This window comes from Paenibacillus sp. PAMC 26794 (assembly GCF_000316035.1).
GTDB lineage: Bacteria > Bacillota > Bacilli > Paenibacillales > Paenibacillaceae > Paenibacillus.
On sequence record NZ_ANHX01000017.1, the window covers coordinates 73074 to 87949 of the forward strand.

General features: G+C 45.1%; 12 protein-coding genes. 4 read left to right on the forward strand and 8 right to left on the reverse strand.

Translation table 11 applies throughout. The features are described from left to right. Window positions 1-4: 4 nt before the first annotated feature. From D829_RS0110040 to D829_RS0110060, 5 genes are all read right to left on the reverse strand, one after another. Complete coding sequence (locus D829_RS0110040; RefSeq protein ID WP_017688755.1) at window positions 5-1582, reverse strand: TerB N-terminal domain-containing protein; 1578 nt, start codon at window positions 1580-1582, stop codon at window positions 5-7. Window positions 1583-1791: 209 nt separating this feature from the next. Then, on the reverse strand, window positions 1792-2016 hold the full coding sequence (locus tag D829_RS0110045) for a GGDEF domain-containing protein (RefSeq protein ID WP_017688756.1): 225 nt from the start codon (window positions 2014-2016) through the stop codon (window positions 1792-1794). An 85-nt stretch (window positions 2017-2101) separates the two neighbouring features. Further along, a complete protein-coding gene (locus D829_RS0110050; RefSeq protein ID WP_017688757.1) occupies window positions 2102-2692 on the reverse strand; it encodes a biliverdin-producing heme oxygenase in 591 nt (196 codons plus the stop codon). A 301-nt stretch (window positions 2693-2993) separates the two neighbouring features. Continuing rightward, window positions 2994-6116 carry an MMPL family transporter gene (locus tag D829_RS0110055; RefSeq protein ID WP_017688758.1) on the reverse strand — a complete coding sequence of 1041 codons (3123 nt, stop codon included), beginning with the start codon at window positions 6114-6116 and terminating at the stop codon, window positions 2994-2996. A 78-nt stretch (window positions 6117-6194) separates the two neighbouring features. After that, on the reverse strand, window positions 6195-6767 hold the full coding sequence (locus D829_RS0110060) for a TetR/AcrR family transcriptional regulator (protein ID WP_017688759.1): 573 nt from the start codon (window positions 6765-6767) through the stop codon (window positions 6195-6197). Between the two features lie 159 nt (window positions 6768-6926). Between D829_RS0110060 and D829_RS0110065 the strand changes: the two genes are divergently transcribed. The 4 genes from D829_RS0110065 (at window position 6927) to D829_RS0110080 (ending at window position 9907) form a co-directional block, all read left to right on the forward strand. Next, the gene (locus D829_RS0110065; protein ID WP_017688760.1) at window positions 6927-7724 is read left to right on the forward strand and encodes a Nif3-like dinuclear metal center hexameric protein; all 798 of its coding nucleotides are present in this window, start codon (window positions 6927-6929) and stop codon (window positions 7722-7724) included. Window positions 7725-8244: 520 nt separating this feature from the next. Continuing rightward, the gene (locus tag D829_RS0110070; RefSeq protein WP_017688761.1) at window positions 8245-8670 is read left to right on the forward strand and encodes a DMT family transporter; all 426 of its coding nucleotides are present in this window, start codon (window positions 8245-8247) and stop codon (window positions 8668-8670) included. 35 nt (window positions 8671-8705) lie between these two features. Further along, complete coding sequence (locus tag D829_RS0110075; RefSeq protein ID WP_017688762.1) at window positions 8706-9404, forward strand: cyclic nucleotide-binding domain-containing protein; 699 nt, start codon at window positions 8706-8708, stop codon at window positions 9402-9404. 17 nt (window positions 9405-9421) lie between these two features. Next, the gene (locus D829_RS0110080) at window positions 9422-9907 is read left to right on the forward strand and encodes a DMT family transporter (protein ID WP_026081104.1); all 486 of its coding nucleotides are present in this window, start codon (window positions 9422-9424) and stop codon (window positions 9905-9907) included. Window positions 9908-9992: 85 nt separating this feature from the next. Here D829_RS0110080 and D829_RS0110085 read toward each other — a convergent pair whose 3' ends face one another. The 3 genes from D829_RS0110085 to D829_RS0110100 all read right to left on the reverse strand — a co-directional run bounded on the left by D829_RS0110085 (window position 9993) and on the right by D829_RS0110100 (window position 14600). Further along, window positions 9993-10709 (reverse strand): YebC/PmpR family DNA-binding transcriptional regulator, encoded by a 717-nt coding sequence (locus tag D829_RS0110085; protein WP_026081105.1) that lies wholly within the window; start codon window positions 10707-10709, stop codon window positions 9993-9995. Window positions 10710-10989: 280 nt separating this feature from the next. Continuing rightward, window positions 10990-12711 carry an assimilatory sulfite reductase (NADPH) hemoprotein subunit gene (gene cysI / locus D829_RS0110095; protein WP_017688766.1) on the reverse strand — a complete coding sequence of 574 codons (1722 nt, stop codon included), beginning with the start codon at window positions 12709-12711 and terminating at the stop codon, window positions 10990-10992. A 53-nt stretch (window positions 12712-12764) separates the two neighbouring features. Beyond that, complete coding sequence (locus tag D829_RS0110100; protein ID WP_017688767.1) at window positions 12765-14600, reverse strand: assimilatory sulfite reductase (NADPH) flavoprotein subunit; 1836 nt, start codon at window positions 14598-14600, stop codon at window positions 12765-12767. Window positions 14601-14876: the final 276 nt, after the last annotated feature.

Consider the following 14876-nt stretch of genomic DNA (forward strand, 5'->3'; position numbering starts at 1 on the left):
CGTATCACCTCTTCACATGTTCGAACACATCTATATAATCAGGAACAATCCGATCACCATCAATCAGAAGATCACCGATCGTTTCCATAGCCACATCATTAATTTCATCCAGCAGAAGCGTAGGCATCGTTCCATATTGCTCAGCCAGATGCATCAGCTCCGTATCAGGATTTGCGCCAAGTAGAACATGAATCGTTTGCACCTGCTGAGGGGATAGTTCCTTGGCAAAGAGCAGCCATTCTTCATCCAGATCAGCCTCAACAGACTCGTCCCACTGCAACCTAATAGATTCTACTTGCGCTCCTGTTGCAATCTCTACTGCAGATGGGTCCGGCTCCAATGAACCTTCAGTTGGAGTTATCTCGTCCCATGCTCCCAGTGTATCTAATCGACTACTCCCAACATTTGCGTTGTTAACCTCTTCATCCTTCACTTCAGAAGGGTGATCATCCTCAATTGTAAGCGCCAATCGCACGTACTCACTTTCTTGCTGTAACGATGCCAATTTCTCCGTATCAATACGAATCATCGGTTGCTCCACAGCCTCCGCCTGCTCGATCGCATATGTTTTGTCCAGGTAACGCTCAATCAGATTTGCAAGTTCGGCTTCAAGAGTCTGTCCTCGCAATCGGCCTCTGAATCCGAGAAGTTCACGAAGTTTATTTTCAGTACATCGATAGATTCGGGTCAGCATCTGCACAAAATCAGCCTGTTCACCTATGGGCATATATCTGAAGGATACCGATCTTCCATAGATCGAATCATCATAAACTGCTTTGCGAAACAGAATGCGCTCCACCGTGCGTTCATCGTTGGGATCACACTCAGGCAACAGTCCAACTTGTCGCGTACGTTCCAGGTACGAATCAACCAAGGCCATGACCCGCGGGATGTACTGCTCCATCACTTCTTTGCCGCCATCTCTATAGAATTTACTGAGTGTAATATCGTAATCATAGTATCTTTGCAGCATATTCAGCGAGATATCCGATACCTTATCCTGTAAAATACGTTGCAGCTCCCTATCCAGCATCTCTGCTGGCAGGTATCCGCCCGAAAGGCCCATGACCTCGGATAAGGACATCTCCATCTGATGGACCAGCACATAATCGACCATCCACTCTTGCATATATATATTTAATTGGGGAAGCCGTTCACGGTAGTTCGCCCATAGCTGCTTCAATTGATCATAACCATCCTGAGGATTCTGCCAGCCAATGCCGTTAATTAACTCGTAGATATGAACAAATAGATAGGACAGATCGGTATCCGGGTATCTCCCCTGACGTACTTCCTTCCTCCAAAACATATACCACTTGCGCTGGGCTTCATCCATCACGCCATACGTTGGCCAGTAACTCATGAAGGGAACCCACGGGGATACATCCCCCTCCATCTCTGCCCACTGCTTTGCTTCCTCTACAAAACGTTTCTCTGAGGACAATATGCCTCCACGATGCTGCATCGTATCATGTGCAGACTGCACAATGGTTGAACGATCAGGAACCGGAACCGCAGCTGTTTTAGGTTCTTCACTCAGATCTATCTCCATAAATTCCAATTGTCTTGAGTTGTCTTTCATAGAACGTTATCTCACCCTCCTCCAAGACAGAATACGAACAAGTGTATCCATAGGGATCATTATATCACTTGTGCTGTGTCTGCGGTGACGAAATTTAGACATTCCTGGACACAAAAAAGAAGGCATTTCTGCCCTCTTTTCATTATGTCTATTTAACTTTTTTCAAATAATGATTGTATCGTTTCAAATCGAATGTTGCACAGGCGTAATCACACGACAATTGCGCGATTCTCCCCTTCACTTTTGGCTTGAGCCAGCGCTCGACTCGCTTTTTCGATCAGATCAGAAGCATTGGAGCTCTCATCTGGCACCAGTACTGCACCACCAACACTAACAGTGGCAACTCCACTCGGGCCCGATAATTCCCGCTGAATATTCAGGAAGCCGGGTAGTGGTGTCCAAGCAATGGTGGATATGAATCGGTTCTTTATCACAGTTATTCAGATCTATCGGATCATTTGTGTAATTCCCTTGATGAAGCAGTGTTAGGTTCCTTTTAATATATGAAAAAAGTCCGCCCTACGTATTAATCCATTGATCTAACAGTCGGAATGTCTCTGATGCACTGTGTACCATGTTGTCATGATCTTCTGGGATACTGACAGACTGCTGCAGCAAACCTGTAAACTCGCTCCATCTTGTTCTTGTCTCTGAGCCGTAGGCATTGAAATATTCCAATCCACGATCCGCTTCAATGGGCAGGAACTGCGACAAACGTTTGGTCATAATCTGTCCACCGTTCGTGGACCCCTCAATTACATACAGATATCCGAACAAACGGGCAGGTGTTGAAATATCCGGCAGTTCTTCGCAGAGCGGAAGTTGGCTGATTTCTTCTTCACTGGCTCCCAGATTTCGTAAATCTTTTTCCAAGAGTCCAGCCTTGCCTCTAATCTCAATATCCAGTCCCGTACTTTCCCAGAAAGGTTGCTGTACAGCCTGATCCTCCAGCGGTTTCAGGAATCCATAAAATTTCTCTAAATATGTTCTATATTCTTCTATAGTCACAGTTTGATTCATAATGGCTTTAGCATAAGGGTTCTGTTCTACTTGTCTGTGATAATGAGCTGTCTCGCTCTTCAGACGTTCCATAATAGTTGTTGCTGTCATCGTAGTTATCCCCTTTCACAATCTGTTCTGTTGTTGCAAATGAACGCTTATCCTCAACTGATTCTCAGTATATTGAAATAGAAATTGCTTTCCTTGCACTCAGCTCCATTAATGCAGACAAAGACTCTATGTAAGTATACTTATTCTTGTTAGAGAAAACTATATGAATCCGTCATTGTTTCACGTTAGATTATTTCCCGCATTGTTATGATAACTTAGTTACTATCCATAGGATAAAAAAATAAAAAACGACCCCTGACGTCATGTTTGTCAGGAATCGTTTGATATAAAGATGATTTATTTATTTGTTTATGGGATCGGACCCCGAACCCCAGTTTTTTAACTTGTGTAATAGACTGATTAGAGCCGGAAGCAAGATTGGAAGCATGACAAAACTTAGCAAAACCAATCCGATAATGACAGAAATAGCTACTTCAATGAGCGTAACAACACCGGAAGGAATTAGTGCGGCGAAGGTACCTCCCAATATTACTGCCGCTGAGATCACGACCCCTCCTATATTACGGGAAGCCTCCGTAATTTTATGAATTGGATCTCCTTCAATCTCGCGATATTTCATCATGAGGAAGATACTGTAGTCCACACCAAGTGTAACAATCATGATCAGACTGAAGAAAGGAACGTTCCAGCTCAGATAGTCAACGCCAAGCGGGCCAACCACCAGCAATTCATTCAGACCAAGGGCCACATAATACGTCAGGAATAACGCACCTATAATGATTACAGTCTGCCAAAACGAACGAATAATGAACAAAAGTATCAATCCAATTCCAATCAGCATGATCATGGACGTCCGATTCAGATCGCCTCCGGATAATTCTTTCATATCCAGGTTCTGTGACGGTATGCCGCCCAGTGCCACTTTCGCCTCACTCAAATCCGTGCCAACCAAAGCCGTTTCCAACTGCTTTTTAAGATTTTGAACAACATCCATCGCTTCTTTCGAATAAGGATTGTCGGTCAAAATGATGGTGATTTCCGCTGTCTTCCGATCCGAAGACATATACATGTCGAGCGAACTTAGAAACTCTTCTCCTTTTAATACCTCTTCTGGAATGTAGAAGCTTTTCGCAGCATCAGACTGGCCAAGATGGGCCAAATAATCTTCGGCATTACCAAGACCCTTCGACACATCTAAGAGTCCTTTTGTACTTTCGGTCAATCCGGATTTCAACTCACCCATTTTGTCCTGTAAATCGTTCAGACCGCTTAACAACTGGCTCTGTCCTTCATTAATCTGACCCAGCCCATCTTTCACTTCCAATGTTTTACCCGCTATCTGCTTGGTTCCATTGGCTCCAGTGGCCAAACCTTTGGATAGCTCGCCAGCACCGTCCTCAAGCTGGCCGACACCTACAGCAACCTGAGTCAGACCGCCACTAATTTGAGCCATTGACTCGTTGGCTTCCTTGAAAGAAACCATAGCTCCATTGTACTGCTGCATCAACGGGTCCAACTGTGTGTATAACGCGTTCAGTTCAGTTTGAGCCGCTTGCGACATACCAATCACTTTTAGAGCATCTTTTTCTTGTTGTAACTCAGGGTAATTCGCAATTAGACGGGTCATGCTACCTTCGATCTGAGCATAGGCATCAAGCGCTCCCTTAATAGCTGTCTTGATGCTTGTGAAAGTACCACTAAAGGAACCAAATCCCTGTTCAAGTTGCGTATACCCTTTTTGCAGATCACTGGCACCTTTAGACAGGACTCCAACCTTTTCTTTAAGGGTAGCAAGTCCGTTTTTCAACGTCTCTGCCCCTTCTTTCCCATTATTCAGCCCATCAGATACCTGATTCATGGCGTCTCCCAATGCATTTACTCCAACTTGCAACCGGCTTGTCCCATCAATCAACAGCTGTACGTTACTTAAATCATTCGAAGATTGAAGCTGTCCAGCTGCCGAGGACAAACCTTCGTTAATTTTGCCTACACCATCGTTTGCTTTACCAATACCCTGATTAAGCTCCTCTGCTTGCTCGTTAATATACAACTCTTTAATTTGGACTCCAGTTGGTCGAGCGACACTGTAAACCTCAGAGACACCTTCCACCTTGGTCATCTTATCCGTCAGATCATCCAGTGCCTTCAGCAATGTCTGATTGTCCATTGCCTGCTCGGATTGCACAACCAATGTTGTTGGCGCTGAGAATCCTGGTGCATAATGCTCCATAATCAGATTAATTCCCTGTTTGGAATTGTAGTCATTATTGACTTCAAACAGGTCATTATAACTTAGTCGATTACTGTAACTGAATAATAAAGGAACACTAATTACCGCAACCAGAACGATTGCCAGGAAAGGCCTTCGTACCGATTGGTGGGATAAAAATCCCCACAGTCGGCTGTCCGCATGGCCTTCGAATTTTTTCGATGGCCAGAACATTTTTTTGCCCATGACAACCATGAAGAACGGGTTCAACGTATTGAGGACGATAATGAGAACCGCTACTGCGATCGCCACCGCAGAGGTTGCCTGATATAACTGAAACTTGGCAAGCATGAGTGAAAGAAACCCGATAAATACAGCGATGCCGCTATACAATACGGTTCTGCCTGCTGTTTTAAATGTCGTTTTGGTCGCAAGAACGACATCGCCATCCTGTCTACTTAGTTCCTCCTTGAATCTGGTATATAACAGGATATTATAATCCGTACCAATACCAAAGAGGATAACGACCATAAATATCTGAGTAAAGTTCGAGAACGGAAAGTTAAACCAATCTACAAGATATCCCACAATAGCTAATGAAACAACGTAAGATATACCTACCGTGAGCAGTGAAATAACAGGTATGATTGGCGATCTAAAAATAATAATCAGGATAACTAGGATGAAAATGATCGCGATAATTTCTGTTTTCTGCACACCGTCTTCAATAGATTTACCAAAATCATCATCGATCAGGTCAGCTCCCGTCAGATATGTATCCACATCAGGGATGGCTGTAGATTCTTTTAACAGACTAATCACTTCCGAAAGAGGAATATTCTCATCTTTAGTGACGGTGATTTGAGTCAGGATCGTGGTTCGGTCCTCGGATATAAGCCGATCAGCTTGCTCTTCACCATCCAGATGGGTTGTGATCGTCTCAATATTCAGTTGCTTTTTCTGATTTTTCAGGTTGGATAAAACGGATTCGATCTCCGTCTTTTGCTGGTTCGTCAATGCTTGTGTATCTTCTCCACTATTAAATACAGCAATGATGGAATAAGTATTCCCGCTATCCTTATCCATATCTTTCAACATAATGGCAGCAACCTGGCTTTGTGACGTTTCAGGAATTGAAATCTGTCCTTTTTCTTTTACCAGTTGACCAAAATCGGGCATCGCCACTACAGAAACGAGAGTAATAAGTATCCAAAAAATCAGGGAAATCGTTCTGGAATTCCTAAGTTTATTCATGATTTATCTTCACACACCTTATATCTAGTATAGGAATGAATATTCATTCCGTTTATGTTGAAAAAAAGGCCAATAGAATCAATGGACTCTAATGGCATTCCACAGGCACTCCTCAAGCTGGTTCATTAGCTCCGGCGTCGCTTCCAGGAGACCTTTGTTAAAGTGTTCAAACAGATGTATGAAAGCACCGTAGACTATATTCATTAAAGCTTCTGTAGGCAGTATAAGAATGGCTCCTTGCTGCTGCCCCTTATGTATGCATTCATTCAGAAACCCCATAAATTCATTGACACTTTCCTTGCTTTCATCGTGAAAATGCAATGCATTACCCGTAGAATTAATAAACTTTAGGCGATCCGGGTCGGACTCTGCGAACTTGAACAAACCACGAAAAATATGATGAAACTGGTCACGTACAGGTATCGGCTCATTCGGAAATCCCTGTTTTAAGGCATCAAGAAACTCCCTGATACTTTTCTGAAAAAGTTCATTCAACAATACTTCCTTGTTCGTAAAATAACGGTAAATAGTTCCTGCTCCCACCTGAGCCGAATCGGCAATCATCGGCATGGTTGTTGCATCGAATCCCCGCTGGGCAAAAAGCGTTAAAGCAGCTGCAAAAATATCATCTTTTTTGCTGCTTTTAGCCATGTGTCTATCCCTCCTTTATATAGGAATGAACGTTCATTCCGTTGTGTTTGATTAGTATAACTCGTTTTGTCACTTCAAGCAAGACCTTTCTATCCTACTGTTTATTCTTCAAAATGATACAATAACTATAAAATCTATTATTTTGGAGGACTTATGTTCATGAATATAACCATTCAAGACATTATACAGTATCTCACAGCCCATGTAGAGTTACCGGAGAACACGGTAGATCGGCTGATTACTGGCTCGTCCGACCAAACGGTCACAGGTGTGTTTGTTACTTTTATGCCCACTCAACATGTCATTGACCATGCCATACAACGTGGGGCCAATCTAATTATCGCTCATGAATCCCCCTTCTACAACCATCACAGTCATACCGATTGGTTAGCCAATGATCCAGTTTATGAAACTAAAAAATGCTTGATCGACGATGCAGGCATTTCCATCTATCGATGTCATGATATCATCCACCGCTTCCAACCAGATGGCATTACCGAAGGACTGATTCAGGCCTTGGGGTGGTCCTCTTATGTGGAACAACGACTAGCGGAAGCAGACATTCTTTCTTTTCCGGAAGGAAGCACCGCCCAAGCTATTGCTCACCATGTGAAAAGTTCCCTAGGCATCGATTATGTACGCGTTGCAGGCAATGCGGAAATAGTCTGTAGACGCGCAGCGGTACTGGTAGGTTTTCGTGGTAATGGACATGTGACGATTCCCTTGATTCAGAATGAGCAATTGGATCTCATCATTGCAGGAGAAGGATTCGAATGGGAGACACCGGAATATATCCGTGATGCTGTGCAACAAGGTAAGTCCAAGGCACTGATCATGATGGGGCATGCAGAGAGCGAAGCTTCGGGAATGAAGCTTTTAGCAGACAGGTTGGCAGAACGTTTTCCCGAATTGTCTGTTCGTTTTGTAAACGAGAAGCCTGTGTACACTGTGATCTAATAGGATCATTGGATTTGTACGGAGAGGATCTTCTAGCTGATTGCTTCTAATCTCATTGCCTATCCTACCCCGGAGCTTTGGATACTTTCTATGCTCCGGGGTACGCTGGGCAGACTCTCGTTTCAGTTCTTGGATAGCTAACGAACCTGACACACTCTATTTGGCGAATATGTGCCGATTTTCAAAAGTAACGAATCGTAGACACACTATTCCTCCATTCCCCCCTGTTTTACCGCCCATTTCTACCCGACATAACCCATTTAACGTCGCTGAGATTCGTTAGATTTCTCAATTCAATCGAATCAGTACAATAAGGTGTCACTGGTTCGTTAGATTATGATGAAAAATGAGTACTGAGCACATATGCCACGCATCTCTTCATGCCCCATCTGGATTTACCGAGTTCTTTATAGTACTCTAGATGCTGTGACTTCAAAGCTCAGGACATTTGTCCTTGGCGTTCAGAGTTAATTTATCATTTAATAATAGAAGTCGAAGTGATTGAATAAGGAGCGTACATATGAGAGGAATTATTTTTGCATTACTGGGCGGCGCGTGTATCACGCTCCAAGGTGTTGCCAATACTCGGATTAGCACCGACATGGGCACATGGCAGGCCGCAACGATTACACAACTGACAGGCTTCATCTTAGCAGCGCTGATCCTAATGTTTGTTAGAGACACCAACCTTCAAGGACTCAAACAAGTAAAACCTATGTACCTGGCGGGAGGTGCTTTTGGCGCCGTCATTATTTTCAGCGAAGTGACGGCCATTCAGCAAATTGGGGTTACGTTCACAATCTCGGCCTTGCTCATTGCTCAGCTGTTCCTGACTTTTCTGGTGGATAGTAACGGATGGTTCGGCGTGGTGAAACAAAAGATGAAACTGCCTCAATTTCTGGGCATTGCCTTGATGATCACCGGCGTTATCATTATGAAACTGTAGATTTTCAAGTAATATAGTCGGGGGTGAACAACAGCGTGCAAGAGATCCATAACGAGCAACAATTAATGCAGTATCTGAAGCAATATCAACTCGAAAAGGTATTTCACGAGCCCCTGCGTCCCCATATGACGTTATGCCACTTTGAGAAGTGTGAACTGATCTGTCGTGAAGGGGAAACTTCCGAATATTTGTACGTACTGGTCGAGGGTAAAATCAAGATTTTCACCACCTCCGCTCAGGACAAAACGCTGGTGCTTTGCTTTAAAACACCGCTTGAAGTCGTCGGTGACATAGAGTATGTCCGTGAAAGCGATATTGTTAATACGGTTCAGGCCGTGTCACCTGTGGTGATGCTTCGCATTCATTATCAATGGCTCGCTGAGCTTGCCAGCGATTATGCACCTTTACTTAAATTTTTGCTTAAAATCATCTCTCACAAATTCTACATTGACTCGAACTTTTCCAATTTCAACCTGATGTACCCGGTGGAGGTTCGTCTAGCAAGCTACCTGCTCTCCATCTCGACAGAAGAAGCCGGCAGTATCGTTCACGAAGAGCTGGACGCGTTCAATCTGACCGACATCGCGAATCTGATCGGCACCAGTTACCGACACCTGAACAGGGTCATCCAGAAGCTCTGTGCAGACGGATTAATCGAACGATATCAAGGATTGATTATGGTCAAAGATCGGGCAGGTCTACGTGAAATAGCAGGTCACAATATTTATGAATAAGGAGTTCGACAACCATGATAATTACAGGTATTTCGCTTGCGTTGCTGGCAGGTGCACTTGTCAGTCTGCAAACAATTTTTAATAGCAAAGTCAATGAACACACCGGTTCATGGTCCACAACAACGATGGTGCTTTTCACCGGATTTATTGCTTCTTTCCTCATCTCTCTTCTAGTAGAGGGCAAAAATACATTCAGCTTCCAGCATATGCAACCCTGGTACTGGCTCAGTGGAGCCATCGGCGTTGGCGTGGTCTTCTGTCTCGTGCAAGGGATGAAGCTGCTTGGTCCCACGTATGCCATCTCGATCGTGCTAACATCCCAACTGAGTTTTGCGCTACTATTTGATTCCATGGGGTGGCTCGGTCTGGAGCAAATTCCTTTTTCATGGAATCAGCTGCTCGGTGTACTTGTCATTGTTGGCGGAATAGTATTGTTCAAGTTCGGTGGACGTAAATCGGAAAAATCAGAGCAGTCCCCTGGAACGTTGCAGTCTGACTCGTAAACGAACAAAAAAGAGTGTCTGACCAATCCCACAGATTGGTCAGACACTCTTTTCATGCAATCAAACCACGTATCGCCTCGTTATCTTACACGAACTCTACGTTATGGTAAACTTGTTGAACATCTTCAAGGTCCTCAAGCGCATCGATCAGTTTCTCGAACTGAGCTTGTGCATCCTCTGGAAGTTCAATATGGTTTTGCGCAAGCATCGTCAGCTCGGCTACTGTGAACTCGGTAACACCGGCAGCTTTGAATGCTTCTTGTACAGCGTGGAATTGATCCGGTTCTGCATATACAATCACAGCTTCGTCTTCGTCCACGATATCACGTACATCCACATCTGCTTCAAGCAAAAGTTCCAGTACTTCTTCGGAGTTCTTGCCTTCTACACCGATGACCGCTGTTGGATCAAACATATAGGCAACAGAACCACTGACACCCATGTTACCCGCATTTTTGTTAAACGCAGAGCGCACTTCCGGCGCCGTACGATTCACGTTGTTGGTGAGTGCATCAACGATGACCATCGCACCATTCGGTCCGAAGCCTTCATAACGCAGCTCTTCATAGTTCTCATCCCCGCTGCCTTTAGCTTTTTCCATCGCACGATCAATAATGGCTTTGGGTACATTATACGTTTTGGCACGTTCCAGCACGACTTTCAGTGCACGGTTCGCTTCCGGGTCCGGTTCGCCCTTCTTGGCAGCTACATAGATCTCAACGCCGAATTTAGCGTAGACCCGGCTCGTGTTTGCATCTTTTGAAGCTTTTTTTTCCTTGATATTATTCCACTTACGACCCATATCGTTTCCGCTCACTTTCAACATGTAATCTGCTTTCTACTATGCCATTATATCTTGTTGAACGTACTTCAACAAGTTAATACGAACGAAATAATGGGAATAACTGAGGTGATTATCCATCTCCGTTAGAAGTTTAGCCTCAGTGTATCCTCTCATAAATCTCTCAGCAGCAACTAACGTCACCTCTATTATCTCCATATATAGCAGACAAGAAGCACCCCATAAAGGAATGCTTCCGCCCTAAATCAGTCCTAATTTCAGTTCATCTTACCCGGTCAATTTAAGCGTGAAATTGTCGACCATCCAACACTTCAGGAACATAACCCGCACGAATGACAAAGTCTCCGAAATGTTCACCTTCATTGCGCTCTTTGGCATACTGGTTGACCATTGGAGTTAATGTGTCCAGAATCTCGGTTTCGCCAATGTTTTCTTTGTACAGCTTATTCAAGCGATGTCCGGTGAAGCTGCCACCGAGATACATGTTGTATTTACCCGGCGCTTTACCGATAAATGAAATCTCCGCCAGCATCGGTCTTGCGCATCCGTTCGGGCAGCCGGTCATCCGAATGACAATTTCTTCGTCTCTCAGCCCAGCTTCGTCCAATACAGGCTCCAGTTTATCGATCAGGGACGGCAAGTAACGTTCGGACTCAGCCATCGCAAGGCCGCAGGTCGGAAACGCAACACAAGCCATCGAGCTTCTGCGTAGCGCAGAGTAATGTGCACCATCGGTCAGATTGTATTGCTGAATCAGAGCTTCAATCTTTTTCTTTTTCTGGCTGCCAATATTACCGATGATCAGATTTTGGTTCGCAGTCAGACGGAAATCACCCGTATGCACTTTGGCAATTTCACGTAGACCCGTCATGAGCGGATAGCCGTCTATATCTTTTACACGACCATTCTGAATGAACAGCGTGTAATGCCATCTGCCATTATTACCTTTTACCCAACCATATCGATCTCCGTTAGTCTCAAAATGATACGGACGTGCCGCATCCAGTTTCCATCCCAGACGACTGGTCAGCTCTTCGACAAACCACTCCACACCACGATCATCCAGCGTATATTTGAAACGAGCATGTTTACGAACTGCACGATCTCCATAATCACGCTGAATCATAACTGTTTTCTCTGCCACATCAATCATTTGCTCCGGCGTACAGAAACCAATGACTTTGGACACCTGAGGATAGGTTTTGGCGTCACCATGAGACATCCCCATGCCGCCGCCAACAGAAACGTTGAAGCCTTGCAGCTTGCCGTTCTCCACAATAGCAATAAAGCCAAGATCCTGTGAATAGACATCCACATCATTGGATGGTGGTACAGCAATGCCGATTTTGAACTTCCGTGGCAAATACACTTTGCCATAGATTGGTTCAACTTCTTCGTCCGAGTCCTGGGAATCAATCACTTTCTCTCCGTCCAGCCACAGCTCATGATAGGCCCGTGTGCGAGGGTCCAGATGATTGCTCACCTGACATGCCCACTCGTACACTTCAGCATGAACATCGGATTGATTCGGATTCGGGTTACACATCACGTTACGGTTTACGTCACCACATGCAGCCAGTGTGCTTAACAACGAATCGTTTACTTCGCGAATGGTGTTCTTAAGATCCCACTTCAGTACGCCATGCAGTTGGAAAGACTGACGTGTGGTCAGACGAATCGTCTCATTCGCATATTTATGCGCTACCCGATCCATCATCAGCCACTGCTCTGGAGTTACAATCCCACCGGAAGCACGCACACGCAACATGAATTGGTATGCAGGCTCCAACTTGGATTTGTGACGCTCGTTACGCAGGTCACGGTCATCCTGCATATAACTGCCGTGGTGTTTCATCAGACGGTTGTCGTCCTCTGGAATAGCCCCCGTGATACGATCGGCCAACGTTTCGGTCAGACTTCCACGCAAGTAATCACTTTTGATCTTTATATCTTCCACATCGCTATTCGTGCGCTGTGGGTTAAGTAAGTTATTATAAGCCATGCTGCTTTCTCCTCTCGTCTCTGCGGGATAATGCAATCCGGCTGCGCCGGTAATTAATAGACGTCCCGCTGATAACGTTTCTCCTGTTGCAACCGTGTCAGATATTCCGATGCCTGCTCAGGCGATAAGCCGCCTTCTTGTTCGAGAATCGTGGTAAGTGCAGCATGCACATCATGTGCCATTTTTTTCTCGTCACCACAGATATATATACTTGCACCTTCCTGGAGCCACTGGTACAACTCTTTGCTGTGTTCCAGCATGCGATGTTGTACATACACTTTCTGTTCGGTATCACGTGAGAAGGCTACATCCATCTTCGTGAGCACACCATCTCTGAGCCAACGCTGCCACTCCGTCTGGTACAAGAAGTCAGTGGCGAAATGCTGATCTCCGTAGAACAACCATGTCTTGCCCTCTGCTCCTGTTTCTTCACGCTCACCAAGGAAAGATCTGAACGGCGCTACACCTGTACCTGGGCCAACCATGATGATCGGTGTATCCGGGTTCTCAGGCAGCTTGAAATTCGGGTTATGCTGTATATATACAGGCAGGGTGTCGCCAGCTTCGATTCGTTCAGCCAGATGTACCGAGCATACACCATAACGTTCTCTGCCACGCGCTTCATAACGTACCGAGCGAACGGTAAGATGAACTTCATCCGGGAAAGACTTCGAACTACTCGCTATGGAGTATAGACGTGCCGGAATTTTGCGAAGAGCAGCTACGAATTCTGCAGCAGGAATCCCTTTCAGATTATAATCCTGAACCAGATCCAGCAGATCACAGCTATTCATGACCGTGCGGAATTCGGAATCATCTGCGAGTAATGCCGTCAGGCCACTCCCAGGATTCAGTTTCGCAAGTTGTTCCACGACCGGTTTCGTCACCGCTGTAATTTCAAAATAACGCAGCAACGCTTCGTGCACAGATGCCTGATCCCCGTTTTTATTCACGGTCACGCGTTCATCGGCATTCCATCCCATGGCTGCAATCAATTCCTCCACAAGGCGCGGATGATTCTCAGGGAATACCCCAAGACTGTCACCTGGTTCGTAGTCCAGGCTGGAGCCTTCCAAAGACAACTCAATGTGGCGTGTTTCACGGTCCGATCCTCTGCCGTTCAGATTGAGATTCTCCAACACTTCAGCCTTGAATGGATTCGTGCGATCATATTCGGATTCCCCGCCGCTCACCGCAGCTGTAACCCCCTCAGTGGTTACCGTACTCGCAGCAGCAGATGTACTGCTTAAAGATGCCAGTACTTCATTCATCCACTCCGCAGCTGCTTCATCAAAATCAACATCACAGTCCACACGCGGTACAAGGGCTGTACCACCCAATTCCTGCAATCGATTATCGAAGTCCTTACCTGTCTGACAAAAGAACTCATAGGAGGTATCTCCCAGAGCCAACACCGAGTAACGAAGTCCTTCAAGCTTGGGAGCCCGTTTGCTGTTCAGAAATTCATGCAGCGGAATCGCATTATCTGGTGGCTCGCCTTCGCCATGCGTACTGACGATGATGAGGAGATTTTCAATTTTCTTGAGTCCGTTCGGTTTGAAATCTCCCATCGATGACAACGTTACCTGAAGACCTTGCTCTTCAAGTTTCTTGGCCAGCTTTTTCGATAGCCCACTGGAATTCCCGGTTTGTGAACCAAACAGCACGGTAACTTCCCGGGATACTGGCGGAGCACTGACAGGTGAAATACCTGTAGTTGGTGCAGCCTGTACCAGGTTAGCTGGAGTCGCTATTGTCGCGCTTGCCTGAATTGCTGCAATATACCCGCTCAACCAAGTACGTTGTCCATCGGTCAATGTAGGAATAAGACGATTAAGCAGTTCAACTTGTTCTTGATTAAAAGGGCTGTTTGTCACTTGAAGTTCCACTGTTTGCCACCTCGCGCATTGCTTCGATTTTAATTCCGACTAAAATCATCACATTAATTTAATTTCTTCTCTCTAAAACCTAACACACCGGGTGTTGAGGGTCAATTTCAATGATTTTATAGCATTTATCAGTTTCACTGATAAATGACAAAAAACAACAAAAACCCTCCTTTTTAAATCAAGGACGGTTTTGTTTTATTTTTAATTTAGCGGCCAGCTCAAGTTGAAGTTAAAAGTGAAATATATGAACAAGGCAAACTCCAAAAGGCTTACTCC